The sequence below is a fragment of the Tardiphaga sp. 841_E9_N1_2 genome, from assembly GCF_051811065.1.
Taxonomy (GTDB): Bacteria; Pseudomonadota; Alphaproteobacteria; order Rhizobiales; family Xanthobacteraceae; genus Tardiphaga; species Tardiphaga robiniae.
The window spans coordinates 1,452,867-1,476,385 of the sequence record NZ_JBPWQC010000001.1 but is presented as its reverse complement, the minus strand read 5'-3'; the positions used below and the strand labels follow the sequence as shown (position 1 = coordinate 1,476,385).

The window sequence follows — 23,519 nt, the reverse complement described above, 5'->3', positions numbered from 1 at the left end:
GCACTCCAGGCTGAACCCAAGTGCGTTCAGGCGAGGATGACGATGATGATCAAAGGATAGAGACTGATGACCCCATTGCTTGAAGTGAAGGACCTGCAGGTTCGTGTCGAGGATCGCGAGATTCTCCATGGGCTGACGATGACCGTGAATGGCGGTGAAGTGCATGCCATCATGGGACCGAACGGTTCGGGTAAATCGACGCTCAGCCACGTCATCGCCGGCAAACCCGGTTATGAGGTGACCGGCGGCGAGATCCTGTTCAAGGGCGAAGACCTGCTGGAGATGGAGCCCGACGAGCGTGCCGCCAAGGGCGTGTTCCTGGCGTTCCAGTATCCCGTGGAAATTCCCGGCGTGACGACGATGAACTTCCTGCGCACCGCGGTGAACGCGCAGCGCAAGGCGCGCGGCGAATCCGAATATCTGGTGCCGGACTTTCTCAGGAAGGTCCGCGAAGTCGCTGCTTCGCTGAACATCCCGATGGATATGCTGAAGCGCGGCGTCAATGTCGGCTTCTCCGGTGGTGAGAAGAAGCGCAACGAAGTGCTGCAGATGGCGCTGTTCCAGCCGAGCCTGTGCATCCTTGACGAAATGGACTCCGGTCTCGACATCGATGCGTTGCGCGTGGCTGCCGACGGCGTCAATGCACTGCGCAGCCCGGGTCGCGCCATGGTCGTCATCACGCATTATCAGCGCCTGCTGAACTACATCGTGCCGGATCATGTGCATGTGATGTCGAAGGGCCGCGTCGTGAAGAGCGGCGGCAAGGAACTGGCGCTGGAACTCGAAGAGTCCGGTTATGCGCAGTATGAAGACGCGGCGGCCTGAGTGAGACAATCATGAATGTAGCTCTCGCAAAGACAACAACGGGCGCGGTGCTGGACGGCACATTCGCCGCCGCGCGCGGTCGGTTGCCGGGCGTCGGCACGGTGGCGGAAACGCGCCAGCAGGCGTTCGATGATTTCGCGCGTACCGGTCTGCCGACCCGGCGCATCGAAGAATGGAAATATACCGACCTGCGCAACCTGTTGCGTGACGTGGCGCCGCTGGCGCCTGCGCCGGATCAGGCCGCGCTGGCCCAGGCCGCGAAGCTCGTCGAAACGCTCGGTACGGGTGATACGCAGAAGCTGGTCATCATCGATGGCGTCTTCGCGGCAGGTCTCTCCGATCTGACGTCGGGCGGCGGCGTGACCGTGCATGCGCTCAGCGCCATGCTCGATGACGCGACCAGTGCGACGCGCGCCGACCTGCTGCGCTCGCGTATTGTCGATCCGATGATCGCATTGAATGCCGCGTTTGCGACCGATGGCATGCTGATCGATATCGCCGACGATGCCGCTCCGGCTAGGCCGCTGCACATCGTCCATGTGGCGACGCGCCCGAGCGTGGCCGCATTCACGCGGTCGCTGGTTCGCATCGGTAATCGCGCGCGTGTGACGCTGGTGGAGAGCTTCGTGGCAACAGAGGCCGCGAAGGCGTATCAGGCCCATGATGCCGTGGTGATCTGGATCGGCGACGATTCCGATCTGCAACATGTGCGCGTGATGGAAGATGCCGGCGATGCAGCGAATATCGCAACGGCCATTGTTACGGTCGGCGCGCGGACCAAGTTCAACACGTTCAGTCTCACCACCGGCGGTGGCGTCAGCCGCTATCAGAGCTTCATCACGCTGGCTGGCGTGGATTCGGAGCTGTCGACCAACAGCGTTCATCTGCTGCGCGACAAGCAGCATGGCGACTGTACCTTCGTGATCGAGCATGCGGCGCCGAATTGCCTCAGCCGAGAGCTGTTCCGCGCCGTGCTCGACGATCGCGCGCATTCGGTGTTCCAGGGTCGCATCAACGTCCATCAGATCGCGCAGAAGACCGATGGCAAGATGATGTCGCGGGCGCTGCTGCTGTCCGACGAGGCCGAAATCGACAACAAGCCCGAGCTCGAGATCTTCGCTGACGACGTACAGTGCGGCCACGGCGCGACCATTGGCGCGCTGGATGACAGCTTGCTGTTCTATCTGCGGGCTCGCGGCCTGCCGGAGAAGGCGGCGCAGGCGCTGCTGATCCAGGCATTCGTGGGTGAAGCGCTGGAGTCGATCGTGAATGACGATCTGCGCGACGTCGCGATATCGGCCGCAGAGCGTTGGCTGGAGTCGCGCGCATGACATTGCATCCCGCGGTCTCGAACGGGTCATATGACGTCGCTCGCGTCCGCGAGGATTTTCCTGCGCTCGAGATGAAGGTCTATGGCAAGCCGCTGGTCTATCTCGACAACGCGGCATCGGCGCAGAAGCCCTATGCTGTGCTCGACCGCATGACCGAGGCCTACAAGTCCGAATATGCCAATGTGCATCGCGGACTGCATTACCTCGCTAATGCCGCGACCGAGGCCTATGAGGGCGCGCGCATCAAGGTGCAGCACTTCCTCAATGCCAAGCGCCCCGAGGAAATCATCTTCACCCGCAATGCCACCGATGCGCTCAATGCCGTCGCGGCATCGTGGGGCGGCGAGAACATCAAGCCGGGCGATGAGATCGTGCTCTCGATCATGGAGCACCATTCCAACATCGTACCGTGGCACTTCCTGCGGGAACGTCAGGGCGCCGTCATCAAATGGGCGCCGGTCGATGACGAAGGCAACTTCCTGATCGACGAGTTCGAGAAGCTGCTGACCGATCGTACCAAGATCGTCGCTATCACCCAGATGTCCAATGCGCTGGGCACGCTGGTTCCGGTCAAGGACGTGGTGAAGCTCGCGCATGCGCGCGGCATTCCCGTCGTGGTGGATGGCAGCCAGGCTGCCGTGCACATGCCGATCGATGTGCAGGACATCGACGCCGACTTTTATATCTTCACCGGCCACAAGCTGTACGGACCGACCGGCATCGGCGTGCTGTATGGCAAATATGACCGCCTGGTCGCGATGCGGCCCTATGCCGGCGGCGGCGAGATGATCCGCGAAGTGGCGAAGGAGTGGGTCACCTATGGTGATCCGCCGCACAAGTTTGAGGCTGGTACGCCCGCCATCGTCGAAGCCATCGGCCTCGGCGCTGCCATCGATTACGTCAATTCGATCGGCAAGGAGCGGATTGCCGCCCATGAGCACGACCTCCTGGCCTATGCACAGGACCGGCTGCGCGAGATCAATTCGCTGCGTATTATCGGAACTGCCAAGAACAAGGGCCCGGTGATTTCGTTCGAACTGAAGGGCGCTCACGCTCATGACGTGGCGACCGTGATCGACCGGCAGGGCGTCGCGGTCCGCGCGGGAACCCACTGCGTGATGCCGCTTCTGGAGCGATTCAATGTGACGGCCACGTGCCGTGCATCATTCGGAATGTATAATACCCGCGAGGAGGTAGACCACCTCGCACAGGCGCTGATCAAGGCACGGGAGTTGTTTGCATGAGTGACATTGCAGAAGCCAAGACGCCGGACGCCACCCCCGAGGCTGAGAAGCCCGCTCACATGCAGACCACCTCGGCGCTCGATCCCGCCGAAACCGAACGCCTGGGCACCGAGATCGTCGCTGCACTGAAGACTGTGTTCGACCCGGAAATCCCCGCGGATATCTACGAACTCGGCCTGATCTACAAGGTCGACATCAAGGACGATCGCTCTGTCCAGGTGGAGATGACGCTGACGACGCCGAATTGTCCGGCGGCCGAAGAGCTTCCGACCATGGTGGAGAACGCCGTGGCCAGCGTGCCCGGAGTCGGTCTGGTCAAGGTCGAGATCGTCTGGGAGCCGACCTGGACGCCGGACCGGATGACCGACGAGGCCCGTCTCGTTCTGAATATGTGGTGAGTTGCGTCCGGTTTGCTGAATACGCCCAAGTCGCTTGAATTCCTATGGCGGCCTTGAACCGCCGAAGGGACTGAACACATGACTGAGATGACACCGAACCCAACCATACCGGCTGCCAAGCCGAAGCCGCGACCCCGTCCGCAGGTGATGCGCCTGACGGATGCTGCCGCAACGCGGATCCGGGAGCTGACGGAGCGTGCGGATTCCGAGATCATCGGCCTGCGCGTCGGCATCAAGAACGGTGGCTGCGCCGGCCAGTCCTACACCGTCGAATATGCCCACGACATCAAGCCGACCGACGAAATCGTCGAGGACAAGGGCGTCAAGATCCTGGTCGATCCTAAGGCCGTGTTGTTCCTGCTCGGCACCGAGATGGACTACAAGACTGACCGCATGCAGGCCCAGTTTGTGTTCAACAACCCGAACCAGATCTCGGCCTGTGGCTGCGGCGAGTCCGTGCAACTGACGCCGGCGAAGATCGACGGCTGAGACTGTCATTTCATAAGTAGAACGCTGTCATGCCCGGGCAAAGCGCGAAGCGCGGCTTCGCTAGATGTCCCGGGCATCCATTTTTCTGGGCTTCGGTGAAAGCGAAGGAGGCTGGATGGCCGGGTCAAGCCCGGCCATGACGTAGGGAGACGACGCGGACGGACCGCTTCCGCAATCGCGCGTCGCATCCTACACTTCCCCAATGGACCGCGATTTCCTCAGTGAACTTTTCGCCGGCTTTGGCCCGGTAACGATCCGCCGGATGTTTTCCGGCTTTGGCATTTCCGCCGATGGCATCAACTTCGCGCTGGTGCTGCGCGGCGCGGTCTATCTGCGTGCCGATGAAATCTCGATCCCGCGTTTCGAGAGTGAGGGCTCGCAGTGTTTTCAGTATGAGATGCGCGGCAAGCTGCGGATGATCGGATCCTATTGGCAGCTGCCGGAACGGCTCTATGACGATCCCGATGAAGTCACCGAATGGGCGAGGGTCGCGCATGCCGCAGCGATCCGTGCATCGCTGGCAAAAGCAAGCAAGAAGCGGGCAACGAAGAAAGCGAAGGTCGTGAAGAAGACCGCGGCGAAAAAGAAGGCCACCAAGAAGGCTGCAGTTAAGACGGTCGCCAGCAAGAAAGCCAGTAAAGCCGCAAAGAAGCGTAAATCCTCATCCTGAGGAGCCGTGCGCTTGCGCGGCGTCTCCTTGCGAATGGTGAAGCCAAGTGTGGGGCGTCATGCCACCTGAAACTGCAGCTCCGCAGAATATTCCGGATCGACTTCGCAGATCACGCGGTTGCGGCCGCTGCGCTTCGCGGCATAGAGACAGGCGTCGGCACGGCCGATGATCGATTCCATATCGTCGCCGATCTGCAGCATCGAGACGCCGACGGAAATCGTGACGCGTCCCAGGATCTCGCCAGTCGATTTTTTCTTCAGCTCCTTTGACATCACGGCGCGGCGGATGTGATCGGCAACGGTGAGCGCCTGACGCAACGGCGTGTTCGGTAGCACCACGGCGAATTCCTCGCCGCCATAGCGCGCGGTGATATCCTGGCCCTTGATGGTCTGCTTTAATGACTGGCCGACAAGACGCAGCACCTGGTCGCCGGTGAGATGGCCATAATTGTCGTTGAAGGACTTAAAGTGATCGATGTCGAGCATCAGGAGCGACAACGGTTCGCCGCGCTTCACCGCGGTATCGATTGCCGCCATCAGCGCACGGTCGAAATATTTGCGGTTACCGAGTGCGGTGAGGGGATCGGTCAGGCTCTCGGCGCGGATCGCCTCGAGGCTCTGTTGCAGCGTGTAGACCTCGCTCTTCGAGGACAGTAGCCGCTCTTCCAGCGCCTTGTTCGTGTCGTGCACTTCACGGGTAGATTTGACGAGACTCTCGATCACGGCTTTCACCGCAGCAGAATCGTGCGCCCGCGACAAATCCTTGCTGGCACCATCCAGACTGGCATTGAAGTTCGTCGTCATGCCCAGAGCGTCGGTGATGAGCGCCATCACGTCGTCGATCTCGCCGATAACGCGGGCGCCGACCTGATCGATGCGATCGGTGGTGCGAATTTGTGAGAGATAAGTGTCGTGGATCAGGTCGAGATCGGCTTCGGTCAGCCGGCCATTGCGTGCCAGCGTCTCATTGATGACTTTGTTGAGCGCCGAATTGTAGCCAGTCGCGTAGACGTACCAGATCTCATAATTGCGCGGAATCGCCGTCTGGCGGAGCGAGCGAATTTGGCCCAGCGCGACTTCGGCAAAGGCCAAAGTCCGCTCTTGTTCGTCCAGGATGCCGGTCACGTTCTGTGCCCTCGTGGACAGCGTGTATACGCGGTCCTCTGAAATGCAAATTCGTTAAAAATATCGCATTCAGATTAGGGGACGAGAGTGAACGGCAAGTAAACGTTCCTGGCGCGATACTACCTATGCGCGTGCCCGGATCGGACGCAACAGAAAGGCCGGCAGGTGCGAATGATCCGCCGGTTCGTTGTCTTCGCGGCGCGAACGTGGCGCTTCGGCGCGGCCGATGGAGGGGGGACGCTGCGCCTGCGGGGCTGCCGCTGCCACGACCGGTGCTGCCAAAGCGGCTTCCGCGGGTTGCGCCTGCGGGCTGCGCTCGCCGCCTTCCGAACGACCACCTTCACGGCGCGGGCCACGCTCACGGCGCGGTTTGCGATCCCGTCCGCCTTCGCGGGGCTGATCGTTGCGGCCGCCGCGCGGCTGTTCGGCATTGGCTTCGCGATTGCCGGTGCGGTTGCGCGACTGGCGCGACGCCTCAGCGGTTTCGCCTTCGACAGGCTCGGAGATCGCTATGGAGGTTTCGACCTTGGGGATCGACTGGCCGATCAGTTTTTCGATCGCCAGCATGGACTTCTGGTCGGATGGGCACACCAGCGAGATCGCGGAGCCGGTGCGGCCGGCGCGGCCGGTACGGCCGATGCGGTGCACGTAGTCGTCGGAATGATGCGGGACGTCGAAATTATAGACATGGCTGACGGCGGGAATATCGAGGCCACGGGCGGCGACGTCGGAAGCCACCAGGATCGGCAGCTCGCCCTTGCGGAACTGGTCCAGCGCGGCCGTGCGGGCCGACTGCTCCATGTCGCCATGCAGGGCGCCGACACTGAAGCCGTGCTTCTGAAGCGACTTGGCGAGCAACGCGACTTCACGCTTGCGGTTGCAGAAGATGATCGCGTTCTTGAGGTCGGTGGCTTCGCGGAGAAGGGCCCGGAGCACTTCGCGCTTCTCGTGAGGCTCGCGACCGACGGCCACTTGCGACTGGGTCACGGTGACGGCGGTGGAGGCGGGCTTGGAGACTTCGATCTTCACCGGATTATGCAGGAAGGTCTCGGTGACGCGGCGGATTTCGGCGGGCATGGTCGCCGTAAAAAAGAGAGTCTGACGGGTGAACGGCACCAGCTTGCAGATGCGTTCGATGTCGGGGATGAAGCCCATGTCCAGCATGCGGTCGGCTTCGTCGATGACCAGCAATTCGACGCCGGTGAGAAGCAGTCCGCCGCGCTCGGTATGGTCGAGCAGGCGCCCCGGCGTGGCGATCAAGACGTCAACGCCGCGGGTGAGTTTGCTGTCCTGATCACCGAACGAGACTCCGCCGATCAGCAGCGCCACGTTGAGCTTCTGGCCGACGCCGTATTTGTCGAACTGCTCTTTGACCTGTGCGGCGAGTTCGCGGGTCGGTTCGAGAATGAGCGTGCGGGGCATGCGGGCGCGGGCTCGGCCCTTTTCCAGCATGGTCATCATCGGGAGAACGAAGGCAGCGGTCTTGCCGGTGCCGGTCTGGGCGATGCCGAGCACGTCTTTGCGCGCCAGCACATGAGGAATCGCTTGTTCCTGAATGGGGGTTGGGGTGGTGTAACCGGTAGCCGCAACGGCGGCGAGAACCTTGTCGGACAAGCCGAGATTGGAGAAGGACATTGAGCCTCTGTATGGGGGCATGATCTGATCCGGTATCCGGATGATCACCGTTCGGAATCACGCCTCAGGTCGAAACCGCCGCTTGGATTCTCGGGAAATACTGCAGCGCTTATCCCCGGAGCGGCACGCAAACATGCACGGAGACGCTGGGCGCTGACAGGCGGCTTACTCAAGATATCGCGTTTCGATACCGGGCCGCGTCGAGCCGGAACATAGGCTGGAATCGGCCAAAGTCAATCCGCCACACCCTGGAACATCCCAAAAAGCTTAATGTTTTAGCGGAAAAGGGCCAAAACCGGGATATTGGCGGGGGCTTGGGGCCCCGCCGGACGGCCGCTACGCGACGTCGCGTGTGACGTCGATGCAGCGCTGACCGTTAGTCGACCGGCCTGCGTTCGCGGCCGGGTGGACCGGCAATGGCGATGAGCGCGCCGCTCAGTAACAGCGCGGTCGAGATCACCATGAACATCGCGATCGGACCGTGGCTGCCGAGCAGCGGCAGCAGCGCGATCGGTACCAGCGCCGATACGACGCGGCCGAGGCCCCATGCGCCAGCGGTGGCCGAGGCGCGCAGATGCGTCGGCAGCAGCTCGACAGCGTAGAGGCTAAGCACGGCGCTGTAGACGGCACTGGCGAGGTTGAACACGATGCCGGTGACGATGAGCGGCGTTAGCACCGTGCTGACAGCGAAAGTCAGCCCAGTTGCGATCATCGCCACGGCACAGGCGACCAGAGCGAGGCGCCGCGGGATACGATCGACGAAGGCCGATGCCGCCGCGATGCCGATCGATGGACCGAACATCGTAAGTCCCGCGAACAGCAGGGACTCGCTGACATGAAATCCCTTCTGCACCATCACCGCGGCGCTGAGCAGCGGGAAGCCAATGGTGGCCCAGGGTCCGAGTACATAGAGCGCGGCAAGGAGCGCTGTGCGCCGCAGGCTGATCCGATCGCGGGCGAGCGCTCGGAAGCCGCTGGATCTGGTCGCAATAGTTTCGGGAGCGGAGATCGCCGGCGGTGATGGCTGACGCGCGGATGCCTCGAAGCGGCGGCAGGCGGCATCAGCCTCGGCGTCGCGTCCGACCGATGCGAGCCAGCGCGGCGATTCCGGCACCAGGAAGAACAGCAGGGCTGCCAGGGTCGAGCACGCGCTGCCGAAGATCAAGGCCCAGCGCCAGCCCTCGATGCCCCATGGCGCGATGGGCGTCAGCCAGCGGATCATCAGGATGATTGCCGGTGCGCCGAGAAAGGCGAGCGCGCCGCACAGCATCATCAAAAGGCCGCGGCGCCGGGGCGGCAGCAGGTCTGACAGATAGGCCGATGTCAAAGGCGGATAGCCGCCGATGGCGAGGCCGGAGATGAAGCGGAAGGCCGTCATGGTTGCCACATCGCGACTGGCGGCGACGGCGAGCGAGCTCAGCGCCAGGACGGCAAGCGCGCTCTGCAGCGCGATCTGGCGGCCATAGCGATCCGCAATCCAGCCGAACACAGGTGCACCAACGGCGCCGCCGGCAAAGACCGATGCCAACAACAGCGAGAGCTCGCCGCGCGAGATGCTGTAGGGCGGCGCGAGGAAGATGCCGGAAAAGGCATTGCTGAGCGCCACTTCGGCGATGTCTGCGAACAGGCCGAAGGCACAGAGCGCGAAGATGCCGAGGTGAAGCGGCGTGACTGGCAGCCCGTCCAGGCGTGCCGCAATAGTTGGCACGGCTGCGCCCGCTAGCGCCCCGTGCGTCCGCACCTGGTCGTTCATCTGACGCCCCGCATCTCATAGCGGCAACGCAATGCGCGTCCTCCGCTGCCCGCGCGGACCATATGTCGATGGAGCTGGATGAGTCGAGAGGAGGGTATGTGGCGGCGAACCGCAGCGTCTCAAATCTGCGTCGGCGTTGCCGCGCAGCCATACAGGATCATCTCGCAGGTCTGGCGATAGCGCGCCGAGAAGTCATTCGCTGCGATCGGAGGGAGTGCCTGATTGACAGCCCGTCCGCCGTCGGCCAGCGCCTGTGCGATCTGCGCGGCCGTAAAACGGCCGGTCAGGATCAGCAGCTTGCTGTAGTGGAAATCGATAATCAGCTTTTCCAGCTCGGCCTGGAAGGCGATTGCGGACTCGATCATGAGATCGCGGCAGCGCCGAAAGGCTTCCGCATTGAGCTCGACGGTATGCGGTGAGAACGTCAGCATCCGACGGGTTTCGCCGTATCTCAGGTCGATGATCGTCGCAAAGATGTCGAGTGCGCTGCCGCCACTTTCCCGGATCTTCTGGCCGGCCTCGAGTGCCTGCGCTATCGCGACTTCATTGCGATGGCCGATCGAGGCACGAAATGCCTCTTCCTTGTTGCTGAAATAGTAATAGAGCGCGCGCTGCGTGAAGCCGCACTCTCTCGCGAGACCGACCATCGACAGGCCGGCATAGCCGTGGTCGAGAAATGCCTTGTTGACCCGAAGCAGCAACTCGTGCCCGGGCGTAATCATCTTCTTTGCCATTGGTCGTCAGGTATCCAGTCGTAGCGGGCTTCGGGCGGGTGATTAAAACTGCCTGAAATCTTACAGTCTAAAAAATCCCATCCCCAGATCGCCAGCTACGGAGGAACGCAAAGTTCCTGAGGCGCGTTTCCTGACATTGGTTGCCTGTAGCAGGAGCCGGTTTTAGCAATTGCTCCCCGGATTGGCTCCGGACCTGATGAATTGTCACATAGCACATGTCGGGGCAATCATGTCGATGATTGGCCGCGTACCCCTTATCCACAGGACTTCGCGACCTGTGGTACCTCATCACCCCTGATCGAGAGCGCACGCCGAGCCGTCCGGAAGTCTACTTATTCCGGCGCGCGCGAGAGGGATACCGCAGGCTGACTATTTGCCGTAAGTGCCCAGCTGCATCCCGAGATTCTGCATCACGAAAGCATTCATGCGCAGATGCACCTCGCTGCCGCTCTGTAGACGGGCATCGACCTCATAGGTCGCCGGATCGACCTGACGGATCCCGATGATCTGGTTGATATCCAGCACTTCCGGGGTGGTCTGTGCAGGCTTGGCGGCCACCGGGGCGCGCTTCGGTTTGGCGGCGGCAGCCGGCGGTTTCGCCGCGGTAGCGGGGGCCGCATCCTGCGCGAGTGCCATGGTGGGAAGCAGCAGGGCGGCTGCGAGGACGAGTGATTTCACGAGGATCTCCTGACTCTGATTGGGGCTCGGGCTAGCGGAGATTAAGGCGGAAAATGTGGCAGCGGGGCTGCAATCGGCGGGCAGATGATCTGCCTGAGCAGGCAGGACAAAATGGGTGGTAACGGCTAGACCTCGGTTTGAACCGGCCGCAGTTCTGCCTCGACCAAGGCAGACAATGACGCGGTCGAGCCACCACACGGATACATGTGCTGGCGGGGCGGGGATAGAACAATGCGACGGCTTTTGATTCTGCTGGCAGCGCTGGCAGCGGCGGCACTTTCGACAGCGCCGGCTTTTGCTGCAAAACGCGTGGCGCTGGTCATCGGCAATAACGACTATCGCAATGTGCCGAAACTGCAGAAGGCCGTGAATGACGCCCGCAGCATAGGGGGCGCGCTGAAGAATCTGGGCTTCAGCGTCATGGTCGCCGAGAACCAGACCCGACAAGCCTTCAGTCAGTCGTTGCTCGCGTTCGATTCGACGATTGAAAAAGGCGACACGGCCTTTTTCTTTTTTGCAGGGCACGGCTTCGAGATCGCCGGCCAGAACTTCCTGCTGCCCACGGATGTCCCTGCCGCCACGGAAGGGCAGGAAGAGCTGGTGCGCGACTCAGCGATTCTCGCCGACCGGATTGTAACGCGGCTGCAGATGCGCGGCGCGCGGACGTCGATTCTGGTGTTCGACGCCTGTCGCAACAATCCGTTCGAGCGCGCTGGCACCCGCGCTGTGGCCGGCAGCGGTGGCCTCGCTCCGATGACGACGCTCCCGGAAGGCGTGTTTTCGATCTTCTCGGCCGGGCCGCGGCAGACCGCGCTGGATCGTTTGTCGAACAACGACACCGATCCGAATTCGGTTTTCACGCGCGCCTTCATCAAGGAGCTGCAGGAGCCATCGCTGAACCTCGTGCAGGTCGCGCAGCGCACCCGGCGGACCGTCAGCGAGATGGCAGAGACCGTGAAGCACCGTCAGGTGCCGGTGTATTTCGACCAGATGGTCGATGACGTCTTTCTCAATGGTGTGGCGCTTAAGCAGGCCGATGCGCGGCCGCCCGAACCGCTGCAGCAGGTCGCTGCGCTGCCCCCTGTCAACGTTCCGCAACTGCCGCCGGCCAACGATGCGGTGAACGCACCGATCGCCAGCTTCTCGCGCCACAATGGCGGCTGGACCGTGATGTTCTCGATCGCCGATCCGACGCTGGGTATCTCCTGGCGGATGGGCGAGGGAGGTAATTTCCGCGAGACCGGCTTCATGGACACGCTCGATCCGCGCACGCGCAAGCGAATGCCGAATCCGGCGATCCAGCTCGACGCCGATGCAGCGGCGACGACGATCTATCTGCGTTACGTCGACGCGAACGGCGAGATGCAGGGCCCGTTTCCGATCCGCTTCGATCCCGAGGCGGCGCTGGTTCGCGACCAGCGCAAGATCCTCGATATGACCGCCGGAAGCTGGCTTGCCTTCGGTGGCTACAACACGCCCCTGATGTATTATACGCATCTGATGTCGTATCGCTGTGCCATTCGCGAGGCCCGCGTCGGGATCGATAGCGCCGTGCCGGACAAGCTGCTGAAATTCCCGCCCTGCGACCTGCGCGACCCCATAGCGACGCCGTCGGATGCCGAGACCTACATCAAAATCCCGGCCTCGACGAAGTTCGTGTCGGTCGAATTGACGTTCCGGGACGGCAGCATCTCCGAAACCAAGAGCTTCCGACGTTCGGGAAATCGATGAGCATGATCGACACCGCCCCGCGAACCGCGGCATTTCAACTATCGCAAGCTCGCATTCCTTGATCAAGAAATTCGACTCGCCGGAGGAATAGCGAATGGCTGCAGGCGCGAACGAGAACTCGCTGACCGCGCGCTGCTGCATCGTTGGCGGTGGCCCTGCCGGAATGATGCTCGGCTATCTGCTCGGCCGCGCCGGCGTCGATACGATCGTTATCGAGAAACACGCCGACTTCTTCCGCGATTTCCGCGGTGACACCGTGCATCCATCGACGCTGCAGGTGATGGACGAGCTTGGCCTGATCGACGACTTCCTGAAGATCAAGCACGATCGTATCCAGAAGATGGATGGCTTCTTCGGAACGCATAAGCTGCGCATCGCGGATATCAGCCGCACCAGCGCGAAGTATCCGTTTATCGCCTTCATGCCGCAGTGGGATTTCCTCAATTTCCTGCGCGACAAAGCGCAGCGCTATCCGCATCTCAAGGTGATGATGAACACCGAGGCGACCGATCTCATCTGGTCGGGCGAGCAAGTGGTCGGCGTCAAGGCCATCACGCAGCAGGGGCCGGTCGAGATCCATGCCGATCTGACAGTGGCCTGCGATGGCCGGCATTCGATCGTGCGGCCGGCGGCGAAGCTGGAGGTCGAAGACATCGGTGCGCCCATGGACATCTTGTGGTTTCGCGTTGCCAAGGGCGCGGAGACCGAGAGCGTGTTCGCGCGGCTCGAGCCCGGCAAGATGATGGTGACCATCGATCGCGGGGACTACTGGCAATGCGCTTATGTGATCGCCAAGGGGCACTATGAGGAGATCAAGGTGCGTGGCCTTGAGGCTTTCCGTGCCGAAACGTCACGTCTGGCGCCGATCCTGAGCGCGCATATCGAAGAGCTGAAGAGCTGGGACGACGTCAAACTACTGACCGTCGCGATCAATCGGCTCAAGCGCTGGACCCGGCCGGGGCTGTTGTGCATCGGCGACGCCGCGCATGCGATGTCCCCGGTTGGCGGCGTCGGTGTGAATATCGCGGTGCAGGACGCCGTCGCGACCGCTAACCTGCTGGCGGCGAAGCTGGCGAAGGGACCGGTGACCGAGGACGACCTCGGCGCGGTGCGTCGCCGCCGCGAATTCCCGATGCGCGCGACACAGGGCATGCAGGTCGTGATGCAAAACAACATCATCAGCCGTGCACTGGCCAAGGGCGGCGAGCCGCTGACGCCGCCGCTGATCATGCGCCTCGTCAGCGCGTTTCCGCCGCTGCAGGGATTAACCGCGCGTTTCCTGGCCATTGGCGTACGACCCGAGCACGTGCAGTCGCCGGAAGCCTAAGACAGATTATCCCTGCACCGAGAAGCCGCCGTCCACGGGGATTGCCGTACCGGTGACGAAGTCCGAGGCGCGCGACGACAGGAACACGGCAATGCCCGCGAAATCTCCCGACGCGCCCCAGCGGCCGGCGGGCGTTCGTGCCAGTACCTTGTCATGCAGGCCGTCGATTTCACGGCGCGCATTCTGTGTCAGTTCGGTATCGATCCAGCCCGGCAGAACGGCGTTGCACTGAATATTGTGAGGCGCCCAAGCGACGGCGCAGGAGCGGGTGAACTGGACGATGCCGCCTTTGCTGGCGGCATAGGCTGGCGCGAAAGACGCGCCGAAGATCGACAGCATCGAGCCGATATTGATGATCTTGCCGCCGCCCGCGGCCTTCATTGCGGGATGCGCCGCCTGCGAACAGACGAAGGCGCTGGTGAGATTGGTCTTGATCACGCTGTCCCATTCGTCGAGTGCGATCTCGTGCGGCGGCTTGCGGATGTTGATGCCGGCATTGTTGATGAGGATATCGACGCGGCCCAGTTCTTTCAGCACGCGTGCGATCATTCCATCGACAGCGGTCTTGTCGGTCACATCGGCCGCAATGGCGACCGCTCGGGCGCCGCTCTCGGTCAGCTCCGCGACGGCATCCTTGGATTTCGTCTGGTTGCGTCCGACCACGGCGATGGCGGCGCCGGCCTGCGCCAGACCCCGCGCCATGCCGAGCCCGATGCCGCCATTGCCGCCGGTGACGATGGCCACTTTGCCGGAGAGATCGAACAGTCCTGCAGTCATGGTGTTGTCCTCATTGCATCAGCCTTGAATTGAAAAGCCGCCATCGACCGTGAGCGCGACACCGTTGACGAAGTCGGAAGCCCCGCTGGCCAGAAACACGGCCGCGCCCGCAAGATCATCAGGCCTGCCCCAGCGCTGCGCCGGTACACGCCCGAGAATGCGATCGTGCAGTTCGGGTCGGATGTCCTTGGCGCGCTTGGTCAGGTCGGTGTCGATCCAGCCGGGGAGAATGGCGTTGGACTGGATGTTGTCCGCAGCCCAGGCAGTCGCCAGCGCGCGGGTGAATTGCAGGATGCCACCTTTGCTTGAGGCGTAGTTCGCCGCGCCGCCGGCGCCGAGCGTGGCCAACACCGAGGCGATATTGATGATCTTGCCGCGGCCTGCGGCTTTCATCGCCGGGTAGACAGCCTGCGCGCAGATGAAAGGCGCAGTCATGTTGACGTCGATGACCTTCTGCCAGTCGGCCAGCGTCATGTCTTCGATTGGCGCTGAGATGCTGATGCCGGCATTGTTGACGAGGATGTCAATGCGGCCGAACGCGTTCAACGTTGCGGACACCATCTGCGCGATCGAGTTCGGGTCGGTAACATCGGTCGTCAATGCGAGTACCGGATGTCCGGACGTCTCCAGTTCGGCTTTTGCTGAAGCGGCATTATCGCGGTTGCGATCGGCGATCACGAGGGTCGCACCGGCATTCGCTAGCCCGCGCGCTATGCCGAGGCCAATTCCGGTGTTGCCGCCGGTGACGATGGCGACCCTGCCGGTGAGATCGAAGAGATTACTGGTCAAAAGATGTCCGCCCCCGCCATGCATTGTGTCCGACGCGTTCTATGGCGCGTCTGGGACGGATCATCGCAAGACTGGCGGGAAGATGGAAGAGGGCGTCAGCGCCGCGCGAGCGCCAATCCCATCAGGCCGACGCCCAGCGCGGCGAGGGCAGCGCCATAATAGGCCCACTGCATCTGGCTGATCATGAAGCTGGACTTTGGCCAGTTCACGAGGCCGGTGCCCTGGCCGATCCAGAGGGTGCCGATCAGAAAAGCGAGAATGCCGAGGGTAAGGAATGGTGCGCGCATGGGATAGATACGATGAACGGAGCCAAAGGTTTCAAGCTCCAGCTGTGGCGGTGACGAACCAACTGTTTGGTTCATCACCGCAGTTTCATTTCGGCAGGGCGTCAGAAGCGCTCGCCAACCATTTCCTCACTCTTGGCCCATAGCGCCTTGGCGCGTTCGGCATCGAGCGCGTAAGCGTGCACGCCTTCGCTGGCCGGATTGATCAGCCCGTCGACGATCTCCGAGACGTGGCAGTTCTCGCAATAGCGGCCGCCGATCTCGTCCGCACTGGCGACCACACCGGCCCACACCGAAGTTGCAGCGCCTTGCGGAATGGTCTTCCATTGAAACAGCGGTTTACCCTCGGCGGCGAGCTCGGCATTGATGCCGTCGAGCATGGCATCGATCGTTGCTTCGCCGATATGGCGGCCGAGTTCTGTCTTGATGCCGCCGGGATGCAGCGCGGTGGCGCGCACGCCGCGCGCCCGATGCCGCCGGTCGAACTCGACGGCGAACAGGATGTTGGCGGTCTTCGAGCGGCCATAGCCGATGACCGGCTCATAGGACCCCTTGGTGAAATTGGGATCTTCGAGATCCACGTCGGCGAAGCGATGGCCGGACGAGGCGACGTTGACCAGCCGCGCGGTAGGCGACAGCAGTGACGCGATACGGTTGACCAATACGAAGTGACCGAGATGGTTCGTGCCGAATTGGGTCTCGAAGCCGTCTACGGTGAGGCCGAACGGCGGCGCCATCACGCCGGCATTGGCGATCACCAGGTCGAATGGGCGGCCCGCCGCGACCAGCGCATCGGCGCAGGCGCGGACACTGGCCAGCGAGCCGAGATCGAGTGCGATCAGTTCGAGGCCACCGCCACCAGTGGCATCGGCGCGCACTTGCGCGGTCGCCGCTTCCGCCTTGGCGAGGTCACGGGCGGCACCGACCACCTGCGCGCCCCTGGCGGCCAGGCTGCGCGCCGTCTCGACGCCGAGCCCGGCTGAGACGCCGGTGACCAGAATGCGCTTGCCGCGGAGGTCGACGCCAGCGAGCACGTCGTCGGTGGTGGAAGTGGCACTGAAAGGTCCTGCCATGATAGCTCCTTGTGTTTGGCACGACGCGCCTCCGAGCTGATCGAGCTTTGTCGAACCGCGCTTTGAGGGTATAAATGGAGGCCGTCTCCGTTTAAATACGGAGGCACCCTCCGTTTATCAAGAGGTGACCCGTAAAATGGCACAGGAGGCCAAGCCGAAGGCCGTTCGCGGACCACGGATCGATGCGCAGCGCAATCGTCAGCGGCTGTTGGAAACGGCAAAGGCGACATTTGCCGAAAAGGGCGAGGCGGCCGGTCTCGAGGAGATCGCGCGGCTCGCGGGTGTCGGAATCGGGACGCTATATCGCCACTTCCCCACCCGCGACGCATTGGTCGAGGCGGTCTATCGCAACGAGACACAGCAGCTTGCCGAGGCCGCTGCGGAACTTGCGACCACACATGCCCCGGTGGAGGCCTTGCGCGCCTGGATGCGAATCTTCGTCGATCACATTGCGACGAAGCAACTGATGGCGGGTGTGCTGGGTTCGATTGTTGGCGACTGTTCGGACCTCTATGCCGATGCTGGCACGCAGATCAAAACTGCGATGGCAATGCTGGTCGACCGCGCCGTTGCCAATGGCGACATCCGCCTCGATCTCGATCCGCTCGACATGTTGCGCGCACTGGCCGGCGTGGCCAGTGTCAGCGCAGGTCCGAATTGGGAAGCCAGCGCCAAGCGGCTCGTCGATATCCTGATCGCCGGCGTTCGCACGCCGGGCGGCGAGGGGCAATGACTAAATAGGGAATAAAAGATTGCTCCCGGCACGCGCCCGATGATTTCTGAAGCGTGAGCGCGTCCGAGAAACGAGCTTTTAAACGTCTAGCAATTCCTCGTTGGCGAATTCCGCCTTGTCCGAGATGAACGCAAACCGCGCTTCGGCCTTGGTGCCCATCAGGCGCTCAACGGAGTCAGCAGTGCCGTCGCGGTCTTCCGGCAGCAGCTGCACGCGCAGCAAGGTGCGGCGCGCCGGGTCCATGGTGGTTTCCTTCAGCTGCGCCGGCATCATTTCGCCGAGGCCTTTGAAGCGACCGACATCGACCTTGGCATTGGCGTTGAATTCGCTCTTCAGCAACGCATCCTTATGTGCGTCGTCGCGCGCATAGACGGTCTTGCTGCCATGGGTCAGGCGATAGAGCGGCGGCACTGCGAGATAGAGATGCCCTTCATCGATCATCTTTGGCATCTGCCGGTAGAAGAAGGTGATCAGCAATGACGCGATGTGGGCGCCGTCGACATCGGCGTCGGTCATGATGATGATGCGTGAATAGCGCAGGTCTTCTTCGCGGTAATGCGCGCCGGTGCCGGCGCCGATCGCCTGCATGAGGTCCGATATCTGCGCGTTGGCCGTCAGCTTTTCCTTGGTCGCCGAGGCGACGTTGAGGATTTTGCCGCGCAGCGGCAGGATGGCCTGGGTCTTGCGGTCACGCGCCTGCTTGGCGCTGCCGCCTGCCGAATCGCCCTCGACGATGAACAGTTCGGAGCCTTCGGTCGCGGTATTGGTGCAGTCGGCGAGCTTGCCGGGCAGGCGCAGCTTCTTCACCGCGGTCTTGCGCGAAGTCTCCTTTTCGGCGCGGCGGCGCAGACGCTCGTCGGCGCGCTCGAGCACGAATTCGAGCAGCTTGTTGGCCTGGACGGGATTGCCGGACAGCCAGTGGTCGAACGGATCCTTGATGGCCTGTTCGACGATCTTTTGGGCTTCGGCGGTCGCGAGACGATCCTTGGTCTGGCCCTGGAATTCCGGCTCGCGCACGAATACCGAGAGCATCACGGCGGCGCCGACCATCACGTCTTCCGAAGTGATGGTGCCGGAGCGCTTGCCCTGGCCGACGCGTTCGGCGTGGTCCTTCAACCCGCGCAGCATGGCGCTGCGCATGCCGGCTTCATGGGTGCCGCCGTCTGGCGTCGGCACGGTGTTGGTATAGGACGACATGAAGCCGTCGGCATCCGCGGTCCAGGCCACAGCCCATTCGCAGGCGCCATGGGCGCCGTTGCGGCCGGATTTGCCGGAGAAGATCTCCGGATGCACCAGCGTATCGGCATGGATCGCCGCGGCGAGATAGTCCTTGAGGCCGCCGGGGAAGTGGAATTCGTCCTCGGCCGGAGTGTCCTCGAGGCCCTTGAGCAGTTCCGGATCGCACTTCCAGCGGATCTTCACGCCGCCAAACAGATAGGCCTTGGAGCGCGCCATCTTGAACAGGCGCTGCGGCTTGAAGGCTGCCTTGGCGCCGAAGATGTCGGTATCCGGCTTGAAGCGCACGCGGGTGCCGCGGCGGTTATGAACCTTGCCGAGATCCTCAAGCTTGCCTTGGGGAATGCCGCGGGCGAACGTCATCTTGTAGAGCTGTTGGTTACGCGCGACCTCGACCTCAAGCAGCGAGGAGAGGGCGTTGACCACGGAGACACCGACGCCATGCAAACCGCCCGAGGTCTCGTAGACCTTGGAGTCGAATTTGCCGCCGGCATGCAGCGTGCACATGATGACTTCGAGGGCGGATTTCTTCGGATGTTTCGGATGCGGATCGACCGGGATGCCGCGGCCGTTGTCCGACACCGACAGAAAGCCGTCGGCGGTGAGTTCCACCTCGATGAAGGTCGCATGGCCAGCCAGCGCCTCGTCCATCGAGTTGTCGATCACTTCGGCGAACAGGTGATGCAGCGCCTTTTCATCGGTGCCACCGATATACATGCCCGGGCGACGCCGGACCGGCTCGAGGCCTTCGAGGACCTCGATATCCGCGGCCGTATAGCCGTCTTCGGCATTGGCGGAGCGGGTGGACGCCTTCGGTGCCGCAGCCGATTTTGGCGCGTTGGCGCCACCAAAAAGATCAGCTTTTGCGTTTGATTTCTGTGCCTTGGCCATATGTCTTAAAGTTTTGTCTCGGTTGGCGCCGCGGGCGGCGCGGCGAATCGTTGCTGTGACTATGCCACGTTCAGGTTGGCAATGTGGCTGCGACCTCGGGGCTCATGCGGCCGTGCCAGAGCGCTCGGTGCGTAGCACAATCACAACGAAGAGGGCCATGGCCGCGAGCATGATCAGTGAACCGATGATCGGAATGGCCATATAGGCGTGGTTGGCGAGCAGGGTGATGCCGATGCCGACAGGGAACATGATGCCGCCGACGATGTGCAGCGTGCCCTGGACCTTGGCCAGTAGCGAGCGTCCGGCCAGGGGAATCAGGCGGTAATACAACCCGAACAGGAACAGCAGCACGCCGCCGACGAGGTTGAGATGCGCATGCGCGGGGCTCAGCAGGAAGTCCTGGCGTATGCCCATCACGATGCCGGCGACCATGCCGATCAGCAATACCAGCGCACTCACGCACATCATCAGCGATCCGATCATCTTCAGTCCTTTGCGTTCTTGATTTTTGACAGCCGGGCGGGAAGTCAGCCCAACGGGGCGGTACAGAGTTGCCATTGGGTAAGCCGGTCTCTGATCTTGGACGCAGATGCCTGGAAAAGGTTCAAATTTACCGGTGGGCACCCGCACCGCGGCTGTCGGCCCTCAGATGTTGTGACTTGATGTGATCGGCGCCGCCGGATTACCTGTCGCGGGCGTTTGAAGGTTAAAGCGGTTCGCGGCCAATCCGGCCGGGCCAGAGCCGTAAAGGGACACTCTCCATATGGAAGGCTGGATGCACGGGCTGATCGAATTCGTGCGCCAAAACCAGGTCTGGGCGGCGCCGATCGTTCTGCTGCTGGCCTTCGGGGAATCGCTCGCTTTCATCTCCCTGCTGCTGCCGGCCTGGGGCGCGCTGGTGGCCATCGGCGCACTGGTCGGCGCGAGCGGGATCAGCTTCTGGCCGGTGTTGATTGCCGGCGCTCTCGGCGCGGCGCTCGGCGACTGGCTCTCCTATTGGTTCGGCTTCAGATACAAGGACCAGGTGGCGCAGATCTGGCCGCTGTCCAAATTTCCCGACCTGCTTCCGCGCGGCGAAGCCTTCGTCAAAAAATGGGGCGTGCCCAGCATTTATATCGGCCGCTTCTTCGGCCCGTTGCGGGCCTCAGTGCCGCTGGCCGCTGGCATTTTCGAAATGCCCTATTGGCGCTTTCAGGTCGCCAACTTCACCTCGGCCTTTATCTGGGCGGGCGTCCTGCTGCTGTTCGGCGACGGCCTGTCGATGACCGTGGAATGGCTCTGGAAGCTGAAGTAGTCCGGCGGGGAATAACTGCCGTGTCCGGGTGTTGAACGGGCTGACATGTCGCGGTGTCTGAATGCCGCGATATCTCGCAGAAGTCATCGAACGCTGGTAGATAGTTCCGCCAGCCCCCGCCTGTCACTGCTTCACCCCGGAGAACATCATGGACTTGTCACGCCGCCACGCCCTTGCCGGAGCCGCCGCGCTCGCCGCATCTCCATTGCTCACCACAGGCTCTGCCAAGGCGTCTGCTCCACCTGCCGACAAGCAGGCGCCAAGCTTCTACCGCTACAAGGTCGGCGATGCGCAGGTGAATGCGATCTCCGACGGCGCAAGCACTTTTCCGCTGGCCGACACCTTCGTGCTCAACGCCAAGAAGGATGAGGTCAACGCCGCGCTCGACAAGGCCTTCCTGCCGAAGGACAAGATGACTATCCACTTTGCGCCGCTGGTCATCAACACTGGCGGCAAACTAGTGGTGATCGATACGGGCAACGGCCCCGGAGCCCTCGCGGCGACCAAGGGCAATGTCGGACAGTTCGCCAACAACATGGCCGCCGCTGGTATCGACGCCAAGAACGTCGACATGGTCGTGATCTCGCATTTCCATGGCGATCACGTGAACGGGCTTCTGGCCGCCGATGGCACGCCGGCTTTTCCGAATGCCGAAGTGCTCGTCCCGGCCGCCGAGTGGAAGTACTGGAACGACGACGGCGAGATGGCCAAGGCCGCCAATGACCGCATGAAGGGTCTGTTCGCCAGCAACCGCAAGCTCTTCAACGATGGGCTGAAGAAGAAGGTCACGCCCTATGAATGGGGCAAGGACGTCGCGCCAGGCCTGCTCGCCGTGGAGTCGGTCGGCCATACGCCTGGCCACACCTCGTTCGTGCTGTCGTCCGGCAGCGACAAGCTGTTCATTCAGTCCGACGTCACCAACCATCCGTCGCTGTTCGTCACCAATCCCGGCTGGCATCTGATGTTCGACCAGGACCCGGCGCAGGCGGAAACCACGCGCCGCAAGGTCTATGATATGCTGGTGGCCGAGAAGATGCGTGTGCAGGGCTTCCACTATCCGTTCCCGGCCAATGGCTTCGTCGAGAAGGATGGCAACGGTTATCGGCTGGTGCCGGCCCCATGGAGCCCGGTGATCTAAACGAAGCCTGGCAAATTTCCCGGCCTGCGCTGCAGTGCAGGCCGGCTGGCCTCGTAACACCCATCGCCTCCGTCGGTGCGTCGTGCCAGTCTCTGCGCCGGAGTCGCGCCAACAGCGACCTGCAAAGCAAGGGGAGAAGACTTCATGGATCTGTCACGACGACACGCGCTGGCGGGCGCCGCCGCGCTCGCAGCGACGCCACTGCTTTCATCGGCCCCGGCAAAGGCATCCGCACCGCCGGCCGATAAGCAAGCGCCGAGTTTCTATCGCTACAAGGTCGGCGATATCCAGGTGAACGCCATTTCCGATGGTGCGGCGACGTTTCCGCTGGCCGATACCTATATTTCCAACGCCAAACGCGATGATATCAATGCCGCACTCGCCAGGGCATTTCTGCCGACAAACCAGATCACCAACTTCTATGCGCCACTGGTGATCAACACCGGCGGCAAGCTGGTGGTGATCGACACCGGCAACGGGCCCGGCGCCTTTGCGGCAACCAAGGGCAATGTCGGGCAGTTCACCACCAACATGATGGCAGCGGGGATCGATCCGAAGATGATCGACATGGTCGTGATCTCGCACTTCCACGGCGATCATGTGAACGGCCTGCTGACGGCGGACGGCGTGCTGGCGTTTCCCAATGCCGAAGTGCTGGTGCCGGCAGTAGAGTGGAAGTTCTGGATGGACGACGGCGAGATGAGCCGTGCCACCGGCGATCGCATGACCGGTCTGTTCAAGAACAATCGGCGGGTGTTCGAGGCCCGGTTGAAGAAGAAGGTCACGCCCTATGAATGGGGCAAGGATGTCGCGCCCGGGCTGCTGGCTGTCGCCTCGATCGGGCACACGCCGGGCCACACGTCTTATGTGCTGTCGTCCGGATCGGACAAGGTCTTCATCCAGTCGGACGTCACCAACCTTCCGGCGCTATTCGCCGCCAATCCCGGCTGGCACGTGAATTTCGACCAGGATCCGGTGCAGGCCGAAGCCACCCGCCGCAAGGTCTATGACATGCTGGTCGCCGACAGGATGCGGGTGCAAGGCTTCCACTATCCGTTCCCGGCCAACGGTTTCGTCGAGAAGGATGGCAACGGCTACCGCGTCGTGCCGGCGCCGTGGAGCCCAGTTCTCTGAGGTCTGCGCTCTGGTGATCTTGACGGATCGCGGGCGCGGCCCTATGACCGCGCCCATGATCAACCTTGCGACCAGCATCATCGCCCGCCGCCGCCGCATTCTCGCGGCAGGTGGAGATATGCGCGCTTAAGCGTTTCGATCTCTCACTGCCGCCGGATACGGTCCGCGGCAGTCTTTCTCCCAAACAGCAGCGCGACCCATCCGGCGGCCTTCACTCAGGAAGGAGCCCGT

23 protein-coding genes are annotated in these 23,519 nt (G+C 62.5%); 12 read left to right on the top strand and 11 right to left on the bottom strand.

Annotation, left to right across the window (positions count from 1 at the left end; translation table 11 throughout):
• Nucleotides 1–66: 66 nt before the first annotated feature.
• The 6 genes from sufC to AB8A50_RS07025 all read left to right on the top strand — a co-directional run bounded on the left by sufC (nt 67) and on the right by AB8A50_RS07025 (nt 4,957).
• The gene (gene sufC / locus AB8A50_RS07050) at nt 67–825 is read left to right on the top strand and encodes a Fe-S cluster assembly ATPase SufC (RefSeq protein ID WP_439077227.1); all 759 of its coding nucleotides are present in this window, start codon (nt 67–69) and stop codon (nt 823–825) included.
• A gap of 11 nt (nt 826–836) precedes the next feature.
• Nucleotides 837–2,156 carry a Fe-S cluster assembly protein SufD gene (sufD, locus tag AB8A50_RS07045; RefSeq protein WP_439077226.1) on the top strand — a complete coding sequence of 440 codons (1,320 nt, stop codon included), beginning with the start codon at nt 837–839 and terminating at the stop codon, nt 2,154–2,156.
• Nucleotides 2,153–3,400: a cysteine desulfurase gene (locus tag AB8A50_RS07040; RefSeq protein WP_093758422.1), complete on the top strand. Its 1,248-nt coding sequence runs from the start codon at nt 2,153–2,155 to the stop codon at nt 3,398–3,400. The genes sufD and AB8A50_RS07040 overlap by 4 nt, the downstream gene beginning before the upstream one ends.
• On the top strand, nt 3,397–3,798 hold the full coding sequence (locus AB8A50_RS07035; RefSeq protein WP_170849663.1) for an SUF system Fe-S cluster assembly protein: 402 nt from the start codon (nt 3,397–3,399) through the stop codon (nt 3,796–3,798). Before AB8A50_RS07040 ends, AB8A50_RS07035 begins: the two co-directional genes overlap by 4 nt.
• Before the next feature lie 78 nt (nt 3,799–3,876).
• Entirely contained in the window at nt 3,877–4,287 is a 411-nt protein-coding gene (locus tag AB8A50_RS07030) for a HesB/IscA family protein (RefSeq protein WP_175368910.1), read from the top strand.
• Between the two features lie 202 nt (nt 4,288–4,489).
• The gene (locus AB8A50_RS07025; protein WP_175368911.1) at nt 4,490–4,957 is read left to right on the top strand and encodes a TfoX/Sxy family protein; all 468 of its coding nucleotides are present in this window, start codon (nt 4,490–4,492) and stop codon (nt 4,955–4,957) included.
• Between the two features lie 56 nt (nt 4,958–5,013).
• Here AB8A50_RS07025 and AB8A50_RS07020 read toward each other — a convergent pair whose 3' ends face one another.
• The 5 genes from AB8A50_RS07020 to AB8A50_RS07000 all read right to left on the bottom strand — a co-directional run bounded on the left by AB8A50_RS07020 (nt 5,014) and on the right by AB8A50_RS07000 (nt 10,881).
• Nucleotides 5,014–6,081: a diguanylate cyclase gene (locus tag AB8A50_RS07020; RefSeq protein WP_120289426.1), complete on the bottom strand. Its 1,068-nt coding sequence runs from the start codon at nt 6,079–6,081 to the stop codon at nt 5,014–5,016.
• A 123-nt stretch (nt 6,082–6,204) separates the two neighbouring features.
• Nucleotides 6,205–7,716: a DEAD/DEAH box helicase gene (locus AB8A50_RS07015; protein ID WP_175368912.1), complete on the bottom strand. Its 1,512-nt coding sequence runs from the start codon at nt 7,714–7,716 to the stop codon at nt 6,205–6,207.
• 376 nt (nt 7,717–8,092) lie between these two features.
• On the bottom strand, nt 8,093–9,469 hold the full coding sequence (locus AB8A50_RS07010; RefSeq protein ID WP_439063957.1) for an MFS transporter: 1,377 nt from the start codon (nt 9,467–9,469) through the stop codon (nt 8,093–8,095).
• A gap of 119 nt (nt 9,470–9,588) precedes the next feature.
• A complete protein-coding gene (locus AB8A50_RS07005; protein ID WP_089264150.1) occupies nt 9,589–10,203 on the bottom strand; it encodes a TetR/AcrR family transcriptional regulator in 615 nt (204 codons plus the stop codon).
• Nucleotides 10,204–10,572: 369 nt separating this feature from the next.
• Nucleotides 10,573–10,881 (bottom strand): hypothetical protein, encoded by a 309-nt coding sequence (locus AB8A50_RS07000; protein WP_093758428.1) that lies wholly within the window; start codon nt 10,879–10,881, stop codon nt 10,573–10,575.
• Nucleotides 10,882–11,112: 231 nt separating this feature from the next.
• On the opposite strand from AB8A50_RS07000, the gene AB8A50_RS06995 reads away from it, so the two are divergent.
• Entirely contained in the window at nt 11,113–12,612 is a 1,500-nt protein-coding gene (locus AB8A50_RS06995) for a caspase family protein (protein ID WP_439077225.1), read from the top strand.
• Between the two features lie 94 nt (nt 12,613–12,706).
• Nucleotides 12,707–13,939, top strand: coding sequence for an FAD-dependent oxidoreductase (locus AB8A50_RS06990; RefSeq protein WP_089264153.1), 1,233 nt, complete (start codon nt 12,707–12,709; stop codon nt 13,937–13,939).
• A 6-nt stretch (nt 13,940–13,945) separates the two neighbouring features.
• Here the strand turns inward: AB8A50_RS06990 and AB8A50_RS06985 are convergent, their stop codons facing one another.
• From AB8A50_RS06985 to AB8A50_RS06970, 4 genes are all read right to left on the bottom strand, one after another.
• Nucleotides 13,946–14,716, bottom strand: a complete 771-nt coding sequence (locus tag AB8A50_RS06985) for an SDR family NAD(P)-dependent oxidoreductase (RefSeq protein WP_439077224.1) — start codon at nt 14,714–14,716, stop codon at nt 13,946–13,948.
• An 18-nt stretch (nt 14,717–14,734) separates the two neighbouring features.
• Nucleotides 14,735–15,505 (bottom strand): SDR family NAD(P)-dependent oxidoreductase, encoded by a 771-nt coding sequence (locus tag AB8A50_RS06980; protein ID WP_439077223.1) that lies wholly within the window; start codon nt 15,503–15,505, stop codon nt 14,735–14,737.
• 95 nt (nt 15,506–15,600) lie between these two features.
• Entirely contained in the window at nt 15,601–15,867 is a 267-nt protein-coding gene (locus AB8A50_RS06975; protein WP_439077222.1) for a hypothetical protein, read from the bottom strand.
• Between the two features lie 26 nt (nt 15,868–15,893).
• Nucleotides 15,894–16,862 (bottom strand): SDR family NAD(P)-dependent oxidoreductase, encoded by a 969-nt coding sequence (locus AB8A50_RS06970; RefSeq protein WP_439077221.1) that lies wholly within the window; start codon nt 16,860–16,862, stop codon nt 15,894–15,896.
• 136 nt (nt 16,863–16,998) lie between these two features.
• Between AB8A50_RS06970 and AB8A50_RS06965 the strand changes: the two genes are divergently transcribed.
• On the top strand, nt 16,999–17,595 hold the full coding sequence (locus tag AB8A50_RS06965) for a TetR/AcrR family transcriptional regulator (protein ID WP_089264157.1): 597 nt from the start codon (nt 16,999–17,001) through the stop codon (nt 17,593–17,595).
• 78 nt (nt 17,596–17,673) lie between these two features.
• On the opposite strand, the gene parE is transcribed toward AB8A50_RS06965, so the two are convergent.
• Both parE and AB8A50_RS06955 read right to left on the bottom strand, forming a co-directional pair.
• The gene (gene parE, locus AB8A50_RS06960; RefSeq protein ID WP_309946110.1) at nt 17,674–19,722 is read right to left on the bottom strand and encodes a DNA topoisomerase IV subunit B; all 2,049 of its coding nucleotides are present in this window, start codon (nt 19,720–19,722) and stop codon (nt 17,674–17,676) included.
• Between the two features lie 102 nt (nt 19,723–19,824).
• A complete protein-coding gene (locus tag AB8A50_RS06955) occupies nt 19,825–20,205 on the bottom strand; it encodes a hypothetical protein (protein WP_093758435.1) in 381 nt (126 codons plus the stop codon).
• A gap of 280 nt (nt 20,206–20,485) precedes the next feature.
• Between AB8A50_RS06955 and AB8A50_RS06950 the strand changes: the two genes are divergently transcribed.
• From AB8A50_RS06950 to AB8A50_RS06940, 3 genes are all read left to right on the top strand, one after another.
• Nucleotides 20,486–21,016 (top strand): DedA family protein, encoded by a 531-nt coding sequence (locus AB8A50_RS06950; RefSeq protein ID WP_120289448.1) that lies wholly within the window; start codon nt 20,486–20,488, stop codon nt 21,014–21,016.
• 148 nt (nt 21,017–21,164) lie between these two features.
• On the top strand, nt 21,165–22,154 hold the full coding sequence (locus AB8A50_RS06945; protein WP_439077220.1) for an MBL fold metallo-hydrolase: 990 nt from the start codon (nt 21,165–21,167) through the stop codon (nt 22,152–22,154).
• A 144-nt stretch (nt 22,155–22,298) separates the two neighbouring features.
• A complete protein-coding gene (locus tag AB8A50_RS06940) occupies nt 22,299–23,288 on the top strand; it encodes an MBL fold metallo-hydrolase (RefSeq protein ID WP_439077219.1) in 990 nt (329 codons plus the stop codon).
• Nucleotides 23,289–23,519: the final 231 nt, after the last annotated feature.

Excerpts from the sequence above, each read along its gene's own strand:
- AB8A50_RS07030 (WP_175368910.1), top strand. The coding sequence starts at position 3,877 with ATGACTGAGATGACACCGAACCCAACCATACCGGCTGCCAAGCCGAAG.
- AB8A50_RS06995 (WP_439077225.1), top strand. The coding sequence starts at position 11,113 with ATGCGACGGCTTTTGATTCTGCTGGCAGCGCTGGCAGCGGCGGCACTT.
- AB8A50_RS06975 (WP_439077222.1), bottom strand. The coding sequence starts at position 15,867 with ATGAACCAAACAGTTGGTTCGTCACCGCCACAGCTGGAGCTTGAAACC.
- AB8A50_RS06940 (WP_439077219.1), top strand. The coding sequence starts at position 22,299 with ATGGATCTGTCACGACGACACGCGCTGGCGGGCGCCGCCGCGCTCGCA.
- AB8A50_RS07035 (WP_170849663.1), top strand. The coding sequence starts at position 3,397 with ATGAGTGACATTGCAGAAGCCAAGACGCCGGACGCCACCCCCGAGGCT.
- AB8A50_RS06945 (WP_439077220.1), top strand. The coding sequence starts at position 21,165 with ATGGACTTGTCACGCCGCCACGCCCTTGCCGGAGCCGCCGCGCTCGCC.
- AB8A50_RS07010 (WP_439063957.1), bottom strand. The coding sequence starts at position 9,469 with ATGAACGACCAGGTGCGGACGCACGGGGCGCTAGCGGGCGCAGCCGTG.
- AB8A50_RS06990 (WP_089264153.1), top strand. The coding sequence starts at position 12,707 with ATGGCTGCAGGCGCGAACGAGAACTCGCTGACCGCGCGCTGCTGCATC.
- AB8A50_RS07005 (WP_089264150.1), bottom strand. The coding sequence starts at position 10,203 with ATGGCAAAGAAGATGATTACGCCCGGGCACGAGTTGCTGCTTCGGGTC.
- AB8A50_RS06985 (WP_439077224.1), bottom strand. The coding sequence starts at position 14,716 with ATGACTGCAGGACTGTTCGATCTCTCCGGCAAAGTGGCCATCGTCACC.
- AB8A50_RS07025 (WP_175368911.1), top strand. The coding sequence starts at position 4,490 with ATGGACCGCGATTTCCTCAGTGAACTTTTCGCCGGCTTTGGCCCGGTA.
- AB8A50_RS06965 (WP_089264157.1), top strand. The coding sequence starts at position 16,999 with ATGGCACAGGAGGCCAAGCCGAAGGCCGTTCGCGGACCACGGATCGAT.
- AB8A50_RS07040 (WP_093758422.1), top strand. The coding sequence starts at position 2,153 with ATGACATTGCATCCCGCGGTCTCGAACGGGTCATATGACGTCGCTCGC.
- AB8A50_RS07015 (WP_175368912.1), bottom strand. The coding sequence starts at position 7,716 with ATGTCCTTCTCCAATCTCGGCTTGTCCGACAAGGTTCTCGCCGCCGTT.
- sufC (WP_439077227.1), top strand. The coding sequence starts at position 67 with ATGACCCCATTGCTTGAAGTGAAGGACCTGCAGGTTCGTGTCGAGGAT.
- AB8A50_RS06950 (WP_120289448.1), top strand. The coding sequence starts at position 20,486 with ATGGAAGGCTGGATGCACGGGCTGATCGAATTCGTGCGCCAAAACCAG.
- sufD (WP_439077226.1), top strand. The coding sequence starts at position 837 with ATGAATGTAGCTCTCGCAAAGACAACAACGGGCGCGGTGCTGGACGGC.
- parE (WP_309946110.1), bottom strand. The coding sequence starts at position 19,722 with ATGGCCAAGGCACAGAAATCAAACGCAAAAGCTGATCTTTTTGGTGGC.
- AB8A50_RS06970 (WP_439077221.1), bottom strand. The coding sequence starts at position 16,862 with ATGGCAGGACCTTTCAGTGCCACTTCCACCACCGACGACGTGCTCGCT.
- AB8A50_RS06955 (WP_093758435.1), bottom strand. The coding sequence starts at position 20,205 with ATGATCGGATCGCTGATGATGTGCGTGAGTGCGCTGGTATTGCTGATC.